This window comes from Campylobacter sp. MIT 12-8780 (assembly GCF_006864535.1).
GTDB lineage: Bacteria > Campylobacterota > Campylobacteria > Campylobacterales > Campylobacteraceae > Campylobacter_D.
In genome coordinates, this window is record NZ_QHLL01000004.1 from 146433 (window position 1) to 161973 (window position 15541).

Sequence of the window (15541 nt, forward strand, 5' to 3'; positions counted from 1 at the left end):
AATGTATCAAGTTAAAAACTTCACAAGGCTAGCGTATGCTTAAATTTATACTTAAACGTCTTTTATATGTGCCTTTGATTTTGCTTTTGGTTTCTTTTGTGGTATTTGCCTTGCTTCGTTTAAGTCCGGTTGATCCTGCTTTTTCATATCTGGTGCAATCTCAAATTCCACCCACTGATGAAGCCTTAAATACTGCTCGCATAGAGCTTGGTTTAAACAAACCCTTTTTAGAACAATACTTCCTTTGGCTTAAAAATGCCCTAAGTCTTGATTTTGGCATTTCTTATGTAACTAAACGCGAGGTTTTGGGGGATTTGCTGTATTATTTGCCAACGACTTTGTGTTTAACCTTGCTTTCTATGCTTTTTTTGATCTGCGTAAGCATTCCTTTAGGTATAATTGCAGCTTTGAAGAAAAATTCTTTGTTTGATAAATGTATCTTGCTTTTTTCTTTTGCTGGGGTTTCAATCCCTAGTTTTTGGTTTGGTTTTTTACTCATTCTTGTTTTTACACTTGGTTTTGGTGTGCTTTCTCCTTTTAGTGAGCTTGGTTTTACTCGTTATATACTGCCTGTTTTGACCTTGTCTTTAATGTCTTTGTGTATAAATGTGCGTTTAATGAGAGCAAGTTTTTTAGCACGTTTAAAAGCTCCTTTTTTGCTTTATGCAAGGGCAAGAGCTTTAAGTGAGGCTAAAATTGCACGTACGCACTTGCTTAAAAACTCACTTGTTCCTGTTAGTACCTCACTTGGTATGCACTTTGGCGAGCTTTTAGGTGGGGCTGTGGTGGTTGAGATACTTTTTGCTCTGCCTGGACTTGGAAGGTATGCTGTGGGAGCTATTTATAGTCATGATTATCCTGTGGTGCAGTGTTTTGTCCTGCTTGTAACTTTGGTTTTTATCGTGATGAATTTATTTATTGATATACTTTATGTGTATTTAAATCCAAAAATAGCTTATGAGGATTAGCGATGAAAAAGAGGAATTTTAAGCTTTATTGTTCTTTAGCACTTATTGTTTTAATCGTGCTTTTGGCTTTATTTGCTCCGCTTTTACCTTATGATCCAAATGCTATAGATATAAGCAATAAATTTGCTCCTTCATCTTTAACTCATTTACTTGGCACAGATCATTTAGGAAGAGATGTTTTTAAAAGGCTTATTTATGGAGCTAGACTTTCTTTGTTTGCTGTTGTTTTAATCTTTGCTTGTATTTTAAGCTTTTCTTTTGTGGTGGGCTTTGTAGCTGGCTATAAAGGTGGGCTTTGGGATAAGATTTTAATGCGAGTGTGCGATGTGTTTTTTGCCTTTCCTACTTTTATCTTGGCTTTATTTTTCATCGCCATTTTTGGCATAGGGCTTGTTAATGTTATCTTAGCCATAGCCTTAACACATTGGGCTTGGTATGCAAGAATGATACGTTCTTTGGTGTTAGAGCAAAAAAATCAAGGCTTTGTTTTAGCCAGTAAGGCTTTAGGCACAAGTGATATAAAAGTGATTTGTAGGCATATACTGCCCTTTGTCTTAAGTCAAATTTCAGTTTTAATCACCCTTGATATAGGGCATATGCTTTTACACATCGCTGGACTTTCATTTTTAGGGCTTGGCGTGCAAGCTCCAAATGCTGAATGGGGCGTGATGATCAGCGATGCAGCCCCTTTTGTGATGAGTGAGCCTCAACTCATGCTTTATGCTGGACTTGCCATTTTTATCAGCGTAGCCGCCTTTAATTTGCTTGGTGAAGCCTTGCAAGAAAGAGGACAAAGATGAATTTATTAGAATGTAAAAACTTAAGCGTATGTGATGAAAAGCAAAATCATCTCTTAAAAAATATCAATTTTAAGCTTAAAAAAGATGAATACCTTGCTATCATTGGTTCAAGTGGGGCTGGAAAAAGCACGCTTATAAAGGCTTTAATGAACTTAAATAGTTCAAATTTAACAAGCAAAGGCGAGCTTTTTTGGCATGAAAAAGCAAACTTTGGCGTGATCTTGCAAAATCCTGCTTCTTGTTTTGATCATGTTTTTAGCATAAAATTTCATTTTAAAGAAACTTTTTTGGCTAAAAATTTAAAACCAGATGAACAAGAATACAAAAGACTTTTAGCTGAGGTTGGGCTTGATGAAAAGGTGTTAAATGCTTATCCTTTCGAGCTTAGCGGAGGTATGCTTCAAAGAGTGATGATCGCTCTTGCGTTGTGCGCGCCTTTAAATTTGCTTATTGCTGATGAGGCAAGTAGTGATTTGGATTCAAGTGGAGAAAAAGAACTTTTTGAGCTTATCTTTAGGCTAAAAGCTAAATTTCATTTTGCTTTTTTGCTTGTTACGCATAGCCTAAAGCTTGCTCAAAATGCTGATACAATCATCATCTTAGATCAAGGACAAATCATAGATCAAGGAAATGCCAAGTACATCTTTACCCAAAGTAAATGCAAAAAAACCAAAGCTTTTTTAGAAGCCTTTCATCTTTTAGAGCAAAATAGTTTTAAGCCAAAACCAAAGCCAAAAACCAAAGCCTTACTTCTTGCAAAAAATATCAATCTTTCTTATAAACAAGGTGGCTTTTTTTCAAGGCAAAAGCCTAAAATCGTGCTTAACAAGCTTGATTTAAAACTTTATGAGGGCGTAAATTTAGCTATAGTAGGTAAAAATGGAAGCGGGAAAAGCTCGCTTGTGCGTGTTTTGCTTGGACTTGAAAAGGCTAAAAATGCAAGTTTGAATTTAAATGGCTTTGATTTTTGCACCCAAAAATTAGAATACAAAAAAAGCTTAGGCATAATCTTTCAAAACCCACCAGCCACGCTTAATCCAAACTTTAGCGCAAAAGAGGCTATACTTGAGCCTTTGTGGAATTTAAACATTGATAAACAAAGCCAAGAACAAGAGCTAAAAAAGCTAGCAAAAGCTTTAAATTTAAGCGAGCTTGATAAAAAAGTGCCTTATTTTAGCGGAGGAGAGCTTCAAAGAATAGCCCTAGCTAGAGCTTTAATCACAAAACCAAGTCTTTTAATCCTTGATGAAGCCCTAAGCAATCTTGATGTGCTCTTACAAGTGCAAATCATCAAACTCCTAAAAGCCTTGCAAGCTGAGTTTAAGCTCACACTTTTATGTATAAGCCACGATCAAAACATACTCAATGCTCTATGTGATGAGCTTTTAGAGCTTAAAGATGGAGTGCTTAATGAGCTTTGAAATTTAAAAATATTACCGAACAGGATTAAAAAGCTTTTTTCTAGCTTATAAAAAATTCGCTTAAATGCTCTTTGTTTTCAAAAGGACTTTGGGTAAAAAGTTCATCTTTAAAGCTTAATTCATAGTTTTTATTTGGATCTGCTTTAGTATAAGTTAAAGCTATTTTTAAGGCTAAATTTAAATCTTCTTTGCTGATATTTTGATCCACTAAAGAATACGCTCCAATAAGCTCGCCAAGCTTTATTTCTTCGTATTTGTCTGTTTTTAGTCCTCTTAAAAGTTGATTTTCTAGCTCATTTCGCCCCACTATCATCTTGGCTCCATTTGGCAAGCGTAAATGTCTGCCGTATTTTAAAAGTTGAGCGTCATTAACTTGCATATTTTGATCAAATTCTTTAAAGTCTTTCATCTTCTTTGCAAAGCTATCAAGTGTAAGCAAACAGCCTCCACCCGGACTTTCAAAGTCTTCTAAGCCAAATTGAGCAGCAAGTTCAAGTTGTCTTTTTCTGCTTCTGCCACTTATGCCCTCAAGCTTGTTTCTATCCACCCAGCCAAGTCGTTCCGGCTTTGTCTCAGGCAAGTTTTTTGCACACATAGGACGCAAGATCAAGTCCTCTTCATCATCTGCAAGACGTTTAACCTTGGCCATAGCGTCACTTCTTTGACTCATAGGACGTTGTCCTAATACCTCTCCAGTGATGATAAAATCAGCCTTTTCAGCCTCTAACATAGAAAGAGCGGTTTTAAACATAAAAGCATGGCAATCAATACAGGGATTAAAATGCTTGCCATAGCCATATTGTGGGTTAAAAAGCACCTTTTGAAGATAAGCATTTCTTACATCAATCATCTCAAAATCAGCCCCAACCAAAGCCGCACGTCTTTTCATATCCTCGCTTTTATCAGACCTTGAGCCAAAGCCTATGTTGATATTTAAAGCTTTTACTTCTATGCCTTGACTTGTGATAAGCTTCATCGCTAGCATAGAATCAAGCCCACCGCTAAAAAGTGCTAATGCTTTCATAATTTATCCCTTTTTATCTTTAGTATTTGCTTTTTTAAACGATATAGAATGTATAAAATCCTAATTATAGCAAAAAAATTATATTTTCTAAGGATAAAAAGTGCAAATAACTCACTCTACACAAACTCCGCTTAAAGATAAAGGCTTAGGCGATTTGATTAAAGAAAAGATCGATGAAAAAAAGCTTGTAAAGCTTGATAAAGAACAAGACTCTGGAGTGCGTGTCATCTTTGAAGACGCTAAAAGTGGTAAGCTTGTTTCAACAAGTTTAAGTGATGAAAATTTTGCTCGCTTGCGTGAAAATATCAATGATTATGCAAATTTTTATACCAGAGATGATGGCTCTGTAAGGCTAAATGGCAGGGCTGAACGTTTTGTATCTTCTTGGTATGAAAAAGTAAGCTCTGGGCAGTCTTTGCAAGTAAGCTCTTTAAGCAGCTCTGTGAGCTTTTCAAACTCAAATGCAAATGCCCTTGAAAAACTTGCCTCGCTTCGATCCTATGAAAGTGCCATAAGTGCTGATGCCAATGAAAATGAAAAGCTTAATTACGCACTTTCAAAGGATAAAAACCTTGATGGTGAGATTAAACAAGGTGAAAAAGATACTAAAGAGCAAAGAATTTCTTTTATCAAAGAGCTTAAAGAAGCTGGGGAGAATTTCTTTAAAAAACTTGTTGGAGCAACTGAGATTGCAAGCTCAAAGTCAAAAAACTCAAAAGATAAAGATGAGGAAGAAAATCTCAAGCAAAAGGCTTTAGAAGAGGGTTTGAGCTCTTTAAGCACTCTTGAACAAACGCGTTTAAAGCAAGAATACCCAAGCGAGTATAAAGAACTTGAGAATTTAAGTAAGCTTGAAGAAAATTTAAGCAAAGACTTTTATCAAAAACTTGAAAATGATGAGCTCAAAATACTTGAACTTCGTGCTTAGAAATTTTTGCTTCAATGACTTTGAGTAAATTTTCATCTTTACTAAACTTAGAAAAGTGTTGTAAATTTTTGAGTATAAAAATAAGCTCGTTTTCATCTTGTTCTTGATTTAAAAAACGCAGTAAATTCTCTAAAAAAAGATCAAAGCCTGTTTCTAATCGTTTTTTGATTTTAAGTAAATCCCTATCAAGAAAGGCTAAAATCTGTTTGATAAGAGCGGCTTTTTGGCTTAGTGTTTTGCTTGAGTTTAGCACGCTAAAATGCAGTTTATATATGCTACATAAAAACTCAATTTTATCATTTAAGCCTTTTAAATTTAGCTCTAAAAGCTCTCTAATGCTGGCTTCTTCTATGCCTTTTTGAGCCAAAATAGCTTTTAAGATAACTTGGTGTTTAAAATACCTTTCATCGCTGATCTCATAAAAAAGGCTGTGAAACTGGGGGTTTTCAAATAAAAATTTACATATTTCAAGCTCGGCGATATTGATTTGTAAGCCAGTATTACTTGCTTTTGCAAAACTTGCTTCATTTTGAAGTTTGGGTGGCCTTCTTGTTTTGCTAAGCTTAATAAATTCTTCTTTTACGCCAAGAAGCCGTGCGACTAAGGGTTCATAACTTTGAGCGATTAAGGGTTCAAGCTCAAAGCAGTATTTTTGCACTGCTTCTAAGGCAAGTTGTTTATCAAGGGCTGAGCTCAGGCTATGTGTGTTAATCAGCTCTTTGATATAAAACTCGCCAAGCTCAACCCCAGCTTCAAGAAGTTCTATAAGTTTAGCCTTATCTCCATTTGCAACTAAGTCCGCTGGGTCTTTTCCGCCCTCAAGTATGATGACTTTGCCATCTATCTTGTGTGTGCTTAAAAGCAAGGCTGAGCGAATGGCAGCTTTTAGCCCAGCTTCATCGCTATCAAAGCACAATATAACCTTAGCTTCAAAACGTTTGATTAGGGGTAAATGATTTTCACTTAAGGCTGTGCCAAGCACGGCTACAGCGTTTTTAATTCCAGCTTTATGAAAGGCAATAGCGTCCATATAGCCCTCACAAATAATCATTTCTTTGCTTTTAACGATGGCGTCTTTGGCTAAATTTAAAGCATAAAATACACGCGATTTATCAAAAAGCTTGCTTTGGGGTGAATTAACATATTTGGCTGGATTTTTTGCATCAAGGCTTCTTCCTCCAAAGCCTATAAGCAAGCCCTTGTGATCATAGATTGGAAAAGTGATCCTTTGAATAAAGCTTGCATAATAGCTTTTTTGTTCTGGATGAAATTTGATCGCTCCAGCTTCTAAGGCATCTTGCAAGTCTATATTTTCATTTTGCAAAAGTCTTAAACTTTCATTTGAATTTGGAGCAAATCCAAGCTCAAATTCGCGTATATCCTCATCACTTAGCTTTCTTTCATAAAGATAATGTAAAGCCACTTTTTCTTTGCTTAAATTTTGTTTGTAAAAGGCATTTAAAGTAGGCAGTATATGCATTAAGCTCTTGGTATTTTCTTGTTTTTCATGAGTGTAACTTAGGGCAAAATTACTCCAAGACGCTACTTTTTCAACCGCTGCTTGAAAGTCTATGTGCTCAAAATCTTGCACAAATTTAAACACATCTCCACCAGCCTTACACGCAAAGCAGTGATAAAAGCCTTTAAGTGAGTTTATATGCATACTTGGACTTTTATCATCATGAAAAGGGCATACGCACACAAAGCTTGCGCCTTGTTTTTTTACCTCGACATAATGAGCGATAATATCAACGATATCAGCCCTTGCTTTGAGTTGCTCTAAACTTTGTTTTTCTATCATAAAGCCTAACCTAAAAGAAGCACTTTAGCCAAATCCCCTTTTTTAAGCTCCTTTGCTTCTAAGGGTGCGATGAGTAAGGCTGCGTTGTGATTAAGATTAGCTAAAATCGCACTTGAGCCAGCTTTTTTGCCCTCTAAATCCACATAAACCTTACCTTCTTCAAAGCTAAGATTGCATGCTACGCATTCTAAAAGAGAGGATTTTTTTACATAATCTTGTTTTAAAAAGGCTTTGATAGTCTTTAGCTCGCCTTGTAAAAGCCAATGATTTAAAATCACTCTTGCAAAAAGATGAAAAGTTACCATAGCCGAATACGCAAAGCCGGGTAAAGCAAGGATAAACTTATCCTCAAAAACAGCGATTTTAATGTGCCTTCCGGGTTTTATGCTGACTTTATCAACAAGAAGTTCATAGTTTAAAAGCTCTTGTTTTAAAAAGTCAAAATCCCCCATTGAAACCCCACCTGTAGTGATTAAAAGATCACAGCTTTTAAGGGCGTTTTTAAGCCTTAAGCTTACTTCTTTTGCCTCATCTTTTAAAAGAGGAAAGATAAGAGGCTCACCGCCAAATTTTTTAACCAAGCTTGCAAGGGCAAGGTGATTGCTTGAATAAATTTGAGCTGGATTTTCCAAACTTTCGCCTAAGTCCTTAAGCTCATCGCCACTACTTAAAATGCCAATTTTAGGCTTGATAAAAACGCTGATATGAAAAAAACCAAGCTCAGCTAAAAGGGCTAATTCACTATAATCCAGCCTTGTGCCTTTAGCAAGTAAAAGTTCATCTTTGTGATAGCTTTCACCAACTTGTCTTACTGCAAAGCCTTTTGTAACTTGTTTTTCAACAAAGAGCAAATCCCCCTCAACACGGACATTTTCAACCGGCACAAGCGTATCAGCTCCTTCACAAAGCAAAGAGCCAGTAAAGGTTTTTACGCATTCTTTGCTTTTAAGTTTAAAGCTAGGCATTTGTCCGGCTGCAGTTTTGCCAAGTATTTTTAAGGGCTTATCTTGTTCGCTAAATTTAACCCCGTAGCCGTCCATACTCGCTGTTTTAAAGGCTGGAAAATCAGCCTTTGCTCGTATATCCTCGGCTAAAATGCGTCCTAGACATTCAGTTATCGCCACTTTTTCTATACGTTCATAAGGTAAAATTCGTTTTTTAAGCACTTCTAAGGCTTTAAGATATTCTAGCATTGTTATCCTTTATCGCTTAAAAGCCCAGCGCCTAAAAGCTTGATTGAGCGATCTTTAGCATAAATTCTTTGTCCTTTTATAAGATCGTATTTCCAAATAGGCGCATTTGCTTTAAAATCCTCTACAAAGTCATTGATAAGTGCTAAGCCAAGCTTTCTTTGCTTGCTAAATACTCCAGCCAAATAAGAACTTTCATGCACCCCTACATCGCCTATAGAATGAGCAAAACACAGCTTCACGCCTTCTTTTTCCACTCTTTCTTGCCAAGTGCTAAACCAAGAGCGAAGCAAGTTTTCATAAATATCAAAGCTTAAGCCCTCAAGCATATCTTCAGCACGAACTATACCGCAAAAACTTACAAAAGCTCCTAAATTTGCACCCTTATAAGCTTCATACCATTTTGCATATAAAAGTGGCACATTTAAACTCCCCTTATAAAGCTCAAACACACTTAGCCTCCACTTACTGGGGGTAAAAGAGCGATTTTATCGCCGTGTTTTAGGGGCGTGTTAATATCGGTGATGATTTTTTCATTGATGCTAATAGCACAAAGTTCAAGCCAATCCTTAAGCTCTTCATCTTTTTGCAAAAATTCTTTAAGTTCTTTTAAGGTGCTGATTTCAAGCTCTAATTTTGGCTTTTGAATGGGTCCTAAAAACTCAAGTTCTATCATTTTTATCCTTCATATAAGCAATACATTATATAATAACACAAATAAAATTAAAAAGGCTTGATATGCAAATTTTAGATCATCTTGATAAACTAGAGTTTAGCCCTGCTTATGTGATAGAAGAAAGGGCATTGCGTAAAAACTGCGAACTTTTAGCAAATATTAGCAAGCAAAGTGGGGCAAAGATTTTGCTTGCTTTAAAGGGTTATGCTGTTTCAAGCACGCTTAAAATAGTTGGTGAATACCTCAGCGGAGCTACTTGTAGTGGGCTTTTTGAAGCTAAATTTGCAAAAGAATATATGGATAAAGAAATTCACACTTATAGCCCAGCCTTTAAAGATGATGAGATAGATGAGATCATCGCTCTTTCAGGGCATATAGTGTTTAATTCACTTTTTCAGTTTGAGCGTTACAAACACAAAGCCTTAGAGGCAAAAAAAGAACTTGGTTTGCGTTGCAATCTTGAGTTTAGCCTTGCTCCAAAAGAGCTTTACAATCCTTGTGGGCGTTTTTCAAGGCTTGGTATAAGAGCAAAAGACTTAGAAAATGTGGATTTAAGCGGAGTAAGCGGGCTTCATTTTCATGCCTTATGTGAGGAAAGTGCTGCAAGCTTAGAGCTTGTTTTAAAGGAGTTTGAGGCTAAATTTAAGCCCTTTATTGCAAAGATGAAATGGGTGAATTTTGGAGGCGGTCATCATATCACAAAAAAGGGTTATGATACGCAAAAGCTAATTAATCTGTGTAAAAAATTTAGCGATACTTATGGGGTGCAAGTGTATTTAGAGCCGGGCGAAGCAGTGGGCTGGGAAGTAGGCACCTTAGTAGCAAGTGTGATTGATATCATTAAAAATGAAAAAAACATAGCCATTTTAGACACCTCAAGTGAAGCACATATGCCTGATACCATTATCATGCCTTATACAAGCGAGCTAGCAAATGCAAGAGTGCTTGCTACAAGAGAGGGCGAGCAAGTAAGCGAGCTTAAAAATGATGAATTTGCTTATCTTTTAGCTGGAAATACTTGCTTAGCTGGCGATGTGATGGGCGAATACGCCTTTAAACAGCCCTTAAACAGAGGCGATAAGGTGGTTTTTTTGGATCAGGCTCATTATAGCATAGTCAAAAACACGACTTTTAACGGCGTGAAACTGCCAAATTTGATCTTTTTAAATGCTAAGGGTAAATTAGAGCTTATAAGAAAATTTGAGTATGAGGAGTATAAAAGGCGAAATTAATAAAAATAAAGTAATTTTTGATAAAAAAGTTACATTTTGTTACACTCTATCTGTTTTTTTTTTTTTTGAAAATTCAAGGCGCGCTTAAGAAAAGTTGATATACGATTAGCGAAACATTCTTAAAGAGCAAATTCAAAAAAAGGAAAGATAATGTCGTTAAAAAACATCAAAATCAACATAAAAATGTTTTTGATTGTGCTTATCCCAGTATCAGCGCTGATTGCTATTTCTCTTTTTGTTATCAGCGAACGTTATGATGAATTTGAGCAAGCCAAGTTTTTAAAAGCCAAAATCATAGTTTCTGATAAACTCACTGATTTGATGCACGAGCTACAAAAAGAAAGAGGTTTGACTTCTGGTTTTATAGGTTCAAATGCAGATGAGGGTTTTAAAGTAAATTTACAAAAACAAAGAATTATGAGTGATGAGAGCGCAAAACAGCTTACTGAGGTTTTAAATTCTGTAGATAAGAGTAAATTTTCTGTGCTTATGCAAGATGATTTTAATGCAATTTCAAATTTTCTTTATGAGCTTCCAACGATGAGAGCAAAGATTGATAAGCTTGATATCAAAGCAAATGAAGCCATAAACTTTTACACACAAAGCATTCAAAGAGCTATTCAAATCATCACTGAAGTATCAAATTCAAGCGCAGATAACAAGCTTATAAAATCCTTAATCGCTTATGTAAATTTCATCAGCCTAAAAGAGCTTGCCGGACAAGAAAGAGCAGCACTTTCAAACGCTTTTAGTGCTAATAAATTTAATGATGGAGTATATAGCAGATTTTTATCTTTGGTTGCAACTCAAGATGTGTATTTAGGTCTTTTTAAACGTTATGCTGATGGTAAATTTATCGTTAAATATCAAGATTTTACTCAAGATAAAAGCTTTATTGAGGTAGAAAAAATAAGAAAAATCGCTAATGAGCATTTTATAGATGGAAATTTTGGCGTAGATGCAATGTATTGGTTTGGTGTCATAACTGATAAGATTAGCTTGTTAAGAGTCCTTGAAGATGAGCTTTCTTCGGATTTGATTACTAAAATCGAGCAGATTGAAAATTCGCATTTTTTTAGTTTTGTTTTTGTGCTTGCTAGCCTTGTTGTTGTGATTTTGCTGACTTTATGTATAGGGCATTTTTTCATTCATGATATTACGCATAGGATTAAGGCTTTAAGGGATTATTTTATCCGCCTTAAAGATACTAAAAACCTCAGCGAGACAAATATTTTGAATAAGTATGGCAATGATGAACTTGGCGTTACTTCCAGAGCTATGGCTGAGTTTTTGGGTGTATTAAAAGAGCTTTTCATCGATCTGAATAAACAAAGCAAATTCAACCTTGACACTTCTAAAAATCTTTTGCTTAACGCTAGTAAAGCTTTAGAAAGCACTAAAGAAGGTTTTAAGCTTTCTAATTTTTCTGAAAATATAAGCAAAGATGTGGAAAAAGAACTTGAAGACAATACCTTAAAAACAAATGCAACGCTTGAAGATATGCTTAGCGCTCAAAGTGATTTGGAGCAAAGTGTTGTAAGAATCGCTGAATTTACAGGTAGCGTGCAAGAAAATGCAAAGGCTCAAGAAGAGCTTGCTAATAATGTGTATTTGCTTAATGATGAAGCTCAAAATATCAAAAGCATACTCACAACCATAGCTGTAATCGCCGAGCAAACCAATCTTTTAGCTTTAAATGCTGCTATAGAAGCAGCTAGAGCCGGTGAATACGGACGAGGTTTTGCTGTGGTGGCTGATGAGGTAAGAAAATTAGCTGAAAGGACGCAAAGCTCGCTTGCGCAGATTAATGTTACGATCAATACTATCATTCAATCCATCGATCAAGTCAGCTCACAAATCACAAATAATGCCAAAAAATTCTTTAGCATCGCTGATCGTTCCCAAGAAATCGAGAGTTTTATAGAAGAAAGTAGCAACAAAATCAAAGCTGTAAGTTCAATCGCAGAGGAAAGCTTAAGCAGTGCTAAAAAACTCAGTCTTGATACGCAAGCCTTGCTTGAAAACAACAAAACCCTTAATCATAACTTACAAATCATCGATGAAGAGATGAATACCATATCTTCAAGCTCAAAAGACCTTGATCAAAAAGCCCTTGAAATAGAAAACAAAATCCACGAATTCAAGCTTTAAACACAAAAAGCTTGAAAATAGGCTTTTTAAAAAAAGTTAAAAATCTTTATAAAGCTGTGTTTGATAAGATAAAATTCAAAAACACAGCTTCTTATCGCCTCAAGAAGGAAAAAATCGCTAAAAAAAGTAATTTGTTTTTTACATCAGTTTTAAAATTTTCATTCTTGTTTGTGTTTGTTATCTTACTTATAATGAAAGTATAAAAATTTAATATATCTTGATAAAAGAACTTGATAAAAAATTATACAAAAAAGTAAGGCTCAATTAAAGCCTTACTTTGAGTTTTTAAAGATTTACAGCACTAAGAGTTTGGTATTTATTCATATAAATTTGAGCTTCTATTTTTCTCATCGTATCAAGAGCAACTTGAACAACGATAAGCACAGAAGTGCCACCAAAATAAAATGGCACGCCCAAAAACTTCACCAAAAGCCAAGGTAAGGTTGTAATCAAGCCAAGATAAATTGAGCCTGAAAGCGTAAGCCTTGAAGCGACTTCATTTAAGTAGTTTGAAGTGCCCTCACCCGGTCTAATCCCCGGTATAAAGCCACCTTGTTTTTTGAGATTTTCCGCTATATCCTTAGCATTAAAAACTATGCTTGCATAAAAATACGCAAAGAAAATCACAAACAAGAAAGTAAGCAGATGAAACAAATAACCTTGAGGATTAAGATAATCATTAAGTATTCTTATGTATTCATTTGTGCTAGCTTGCAAAATAGTTGCTGGAAAAGTCAAAATCGCCCCAGCAAAAATAGGCGGTATAACCCCACTTAAATTCACTTTAATAGGGATATAATTCATAATGCGTTTATTTTGATTTTGCATAACTACTTTTCTTGAGTAAGAAATAGGTATGCGTCTTTCTCCAAGTTCAACATAAATGATCGCCCAAATGGTAAGCAAAATGATAGCAAGTATAGCCACTGCCACAAGTATATTCATCTCGCCTGTATTGATTAATCCTACTGAACTGCTAATAGCTGAAGGTATGCTTGAAACTATACCAGCAAAGATGATGAGTGAAATTCCATTTCCCACGCCTCTTTGAGTGATTTGCTCGCCAAGCCACATTAAAAGCATAGTTCCAGCTAGCATAGAAACAGCTGAAAGTGCGATGAAGGTATTTAAATCCTCGATCATAATCGCGCTTTTACCACCTGTGCCACTTAGGCTTTGAAGCCCTATACTTACGCCTATGCTTTGCACTAAGGTTATAGCTATGGTTGCGTAGCGTATGATTTGCATGTATTTTTGCATACCATCGCGTTCTTTTTTCATCTTGCCTATATTAGGAAAAGTAGCTGCTAAAAGCTCCATGATAATAGAAGCTGTAATGTAAGGCATAATGCCAAGCGAGATGATAGAAAATCGTTCAGCTGCCCCACCGCTAAACATATTAAAAAGCCCAAGTGCATTTTGGCTGTTTTGGTTAAAAAACTCAGCAATCACTTCTGCATTTACCCCCGGAACTGGCACAAAGGCTAGAACGCGGTAGGCAAATAAAAAAGCAAGTGTGATGAGAATTTTATTGATTAAACTTTTACTCATTCTTTGCTTCCGCTTACGCTGATTTTTTCATCTTTGATTTTGCTTGCAAGAGCCTTGGCTGATTTACCGATGAGTTTGATCTTTTCAACTGACTTTGCAAATTTATGCACGCTTTTAATGCTCTCAAAGCTGATTTCACTAAGCTCTGCAACAGCTTTTACCTTTTCAACATTAATCACATAAGGTTTTTGTATCTTTGAAGTAAAACCTACCTTTGGCAAACGTCTTTGTAAAGGTTGTTGTCCGCCTTCAAAGCCTCTTTTTTCATTATAACCTTTTCTTGCAGTTTGTCCTTTACCACCTTTGGTTGCTGTTTTTCCGTGTCCGCTACCTTGTCCGCGTCCTATTCTTTTGATCTTTCGTGTCGATCCGTCTGCTTTTGTTAAATTCATCTCTTATCCTTTAAGCATAGTAAGCGCTTTAATCGTTGCACGAACGACATTGGCTGAATTGTTTGATCCTAAGGACTTAGTTAAGATGTCCTTAATGCCTGCTAGTTCAACTATAGGACGCGTTGAGCCACCTGCGATAACACCTGTTCCTTCACTGGCTGGCTTGAGTAAAATTCTACTTGAATTATATTTTACTTCCACATCATGAGCTATAGTTGAACCTTTGGTTTTGACTTCAACTATATTTTTAAACGCATCATCAACCCCTTTGCGAATCGCATCTGGAACTTCTTTTGCCTTACCATAACCAACGCCTACAAGTCCTTTTTTATTGCCAACAACTACAAGAGCAGTAAAGCGGAAGCGACGTCCGCCTTTAACGACTTTGGTTACTCTGCCTATATCAACGATGATTTCTTCGAATTCTTCTTTATTATACTTTTGCATTTACTCTCCCTTATAGCTTTATGCCATTTTCTCTTAAGGCATTTGCTAGTTCAGCGATAACGCCGTGATACACAAAGCCATTTCTATCAAATACACCATTTTCAAGCTTTTTAGCCTTTAAAGCCTTTGCAAATTCAGCCCCTACTTTTTTAGCGCCTTCTTTGTTAGCTTTTACCCCAAGTTTGCGTCCATCAACAGCAGCTAAAGTTACAGCCTTAACATCATCAATAGCTTGCACATATAAGGTGCGATTTGATTTAAATACTGAAATTCTAGGCAAAGTCTGTGTGCCTGAAATTTTAGCTCTAATGCGTTTTTTTCTTTTGATTCTAAGACTTAATTTTCTTTTTAATACATTTGCTCTCATCTTAGTCCCTTATTTCTTAGAAGTTTTTCCGGCTTTGCGGATTATGCGTTCATCAGCATATTTTACACCCTTACCTTTGTAAGGCTCTGGCGGTCTAAACTCACGAATTTGAGCAGCAACTTGTCCTACGACTTGTTTGTCGCTTCCTTTGATGATGATATTATTTTTATCAACAGTGATTTCAATACCTTCTGGTATAGCATAGTTGATAGGGTGAGAAAAACCAAGTGCGAGTTCAAGCACCTTGCCTTTCAAGGCTGCTTTATAACCAACGCCGTTGATTTCTAGGGTTTTGCTAAAGCCCTCATTTAAGCCTATAACGACATTATTTGCTAAGGCTCTATAAGTTCCCCAATACGCCCTGCTTTGTCTATCTTCGCCCTTTGGAGCAAAAACTATGGTATTATCTTTAAGCTCGACAAGCACATTTGCTTTTGTATCAAGCTCTTTACTTAAATTTCCTTTTTTAAACTTAAGTATATTTCCCTCAAGTTTTACTTCCACTCCGTTTGGAATGGTGATTGGTTGTTTGCCTATACGAGACATATTTTTTTCCTTTTATTTGTCTAAGGTAAGAAACTTACCAAATGCCA

General features: G+C 36.0%; 15 protein-coding genes and 2 pseudogenes. 7 read left to right on the top strand and 10 right to left on the bottom strand.

From position 1 onward, the window contains the following. Positions 1-35: 35 nt before the first annotated feature. From DMB95_RS04495 to DMB95_RS04505, 3 genes are read left to right on the top strand one after another with little or no spacing between them, the layout of a single operon-like run. Positions 36-968: an ABC transporter permease subunit gene (locus DMB95_RS04495; protein ID WP_137632446.1), complete on the top strand. Its 933-nt coding sequence runs from the start codon at positions 36-38 to the stop codon at positions 966-968. A 2-nt stretch (positions 969-970) separates the two neighbouring features. Next, the gene (gene nikC, locus DMB95_RS04500; protein ID WP_142931102.1) at positions 971-1768 is read left to right on the top strand and encodes a nickel ABC transporter permease subunit NikC; all 798 of its coding nucleotides are present in this window, start codon (positions 971-973) and stop codon (positions 1766-1768) included. Continuing rightward, a complete protein-coding gene (locus DMB95_RS04505; protein ID WP_142931103.1) occupies positions 1765-3189 on the top strand; it encodes an ABC transporter ATP-binding protein in 1425 nt (474 codons plus the stop codon). The genes nikC and DMB95_RS04505 overlap by 4 nt, the downstream gene beginning before the upstream one ends. A 40-nt stretch (positions 3190-3229) precedes the next feature. On the opposite strand, the gene DMB95_RS04510 is transcribed toward DMB95_RS04505, so the two are convergent. Further along, positions 3230-4213, bottom strand: coding sequence for an MnmA/TRMU family protein (locus tag DMB95_RS04510; RefSeq protein ID WP_142931104.1), 984 nt, complete (start codon positions 4211-4213; stop codon positions 3230-3232). A 100-nt stretch (positions 4214-4313) separates the two neighbouring features. Between DMB95_RS04510 and DMB95_RS04515 the strand changes: the two genes are divergently transcribed. Continuing rightward, on the top strand, positions 4314-5141 hold the full coding sequence (locus DMB95_RS04515; RefSeq protein ID WP_142931105.1) for a hypothetical protein: 828 nt from the start codon (positions 4314-4316) through the stop codon (positions 5139-5141). Here the strand turns inward: DMB95_RS04515 and dnaG are convergent. From dnaG to DMB95_RS04535, 4 genes are read right to left on the bottom strand one after another with little or no spacing between them, the layout of a single operon-like run. Then, positions 5116-6942, bottom strand: coding sequence for a DNA primase (gene dnaG, locus DMB95_RS04520; protein ID WP_142931106.1), 1827 nt, complete (start codon positions 6940-6942; stop codon positions 5116-5118). The two genes, DMB95_RS04515 and dnaG, sit on opposite strands and share 26 nt — an antisense overlap. Before the next feature lie 5 nt (positions 6943-6947). After that, positions 6948-8135: a molybdopterin molybdotransferase MoeA gene (locus DMB95_RS04525; protein WP_142931107.1), complete on the bottom strand. Its 1188-nt coding sequence runs from the start codon at positions 8133-8135 to the stop codon at positions 6948-6950. Positions 8136-8137: 2 nt separating this feature from the next. Further along, positions 8138-8584: a molybdopterin synthase catalytic subunit gene (locus tag DMB95_RS04530; protein WP_142931108.1), complete on the bottom strand. Its 447-nt coding sequence runs from the start codon at positions 8582-8584 to the stop codon at positions 8138-8140. Between the two features lie 2 nt (positions 8585-8586). Further along, the gene (locus tag DMB95_RS04535) at positions 8587-8808 is read right to left on the bottom strand and encodes a MoaD/ThiS family protein (protein ID WP_034905639.1); all 222 of its coding nucleotides are present in this window, start codon (positions 8806-8808) and stop codon (positions 8587-8589) included. 62 nt (positions 8809-8870) lie between these two features. Here DMB95_RS04535 and nspC point away from each other — a divergent pair, with 62 nt between their 5' ends. The 3 genes and pseudogenes from nspC to DMB95_RS09865 form a co-directional block, all read left to right on the top strand. Then, on the top strand, positions 8871-10040 hold the full coding sequence (gene nspC / locus DMB95_RS04540; protein WP_142931109.1) for a carboxynorspermidine decarboxylase: 1170 nt from the start codon (positions 8871-8873) through the stop codon (positions 10038-10040). A 321-nt stretch (positions 10041-10361) separates the two neighbouring features. Continuing rightward, a pseudogene (locus DMB95_RS09860) lies at positions 10362-11066 on the top strand (nitrate- and nitrite sensing domain-containing protein); the annotation flags it as partial. A gap of 645 nt (positions 11067-11711) precedes the next feature. Then, positions 11712-12191 (top strand): annotated as a pseudogene (locus DMB95_RS09865) (methyl-accepting chemotaxis protein); the annotation flags it as partial. A gap of 285 nt (positions 12192-12476) precedes the next feature. On the opposite strand, the gene secY reads toward DMB95_RS09865, so the two are convergent. The 5 genes from secY to rplF are packed head-to-tail and all read right to left on the bottom strand — an operon-like array spanning position 12477 to position 15494. Further along, positions 12477-13742 carry a preprotein translocase subunit SecY gene (gene secY / locus DMB95_RS04550; RefSeq protein WP_137632457.1) on the bottom strand — a complete coding sequence of 422 codons (1266 nt, stop codon included), beginning with the start codon at positions 13740-13742 and terminating at the stop codon, positions 12477-12479. Continuing rightward, positions 13739-14134 carry a 50S ribosomal protein L15 gene (gene rplO, locus DMB95_RS04555; RefSeq protein ID WP_137632458.1) on the bottom strand — a complete coding sequence of 132 codons (396 nt, stop codon included), beginning with the start codon at positions 14132-14134 and terminating at the stop codon, positions 13739-13741. Before rplO ends, secY begins: the two co-directional genes overlap by 4 nt. A gap of 3 nt (positions 14135-14137) precedes the next feature. After that, the gene (rpsE, locus tag DMB95_RS04560) at positions 14138-14581 is read right to left on the bottom strand and encodes a 30S ribosomal protein S5 (RefSeq protein WP_034905528.1); all 444 of its coding nucleotides are present in this window, start codon (positions 14579-14581) and stop codon (positions 14138-14140) included. Positions 14582-14591: 10 nt separating this feature from the next. After that, positions 14592-14948 (bottom strand): 50S ribosomal protein L18, encoded by a 357-nt coding sequence (gene rplR, locus DMB95_RS04565; protein ID WP_034905526.1) that lies wholly within the window; start codon positions 14946-14948, stop codon positions 14592-14594. A 9-nt stretch (positions 14949-14957) separates the two neighbouring features. Then, complete coding sequence (gene rplF / locus DMB95_RS04570; RefSeq protein WP_137632459.1) at positions 14958-15494, bottom strand: 50S ribosomal protein L6; 537 nt, start codon at positions 15492-15494, stop codon at positions 14958-14960. Positions 15495-15541 lie beyond the last annotated feature (47 nt).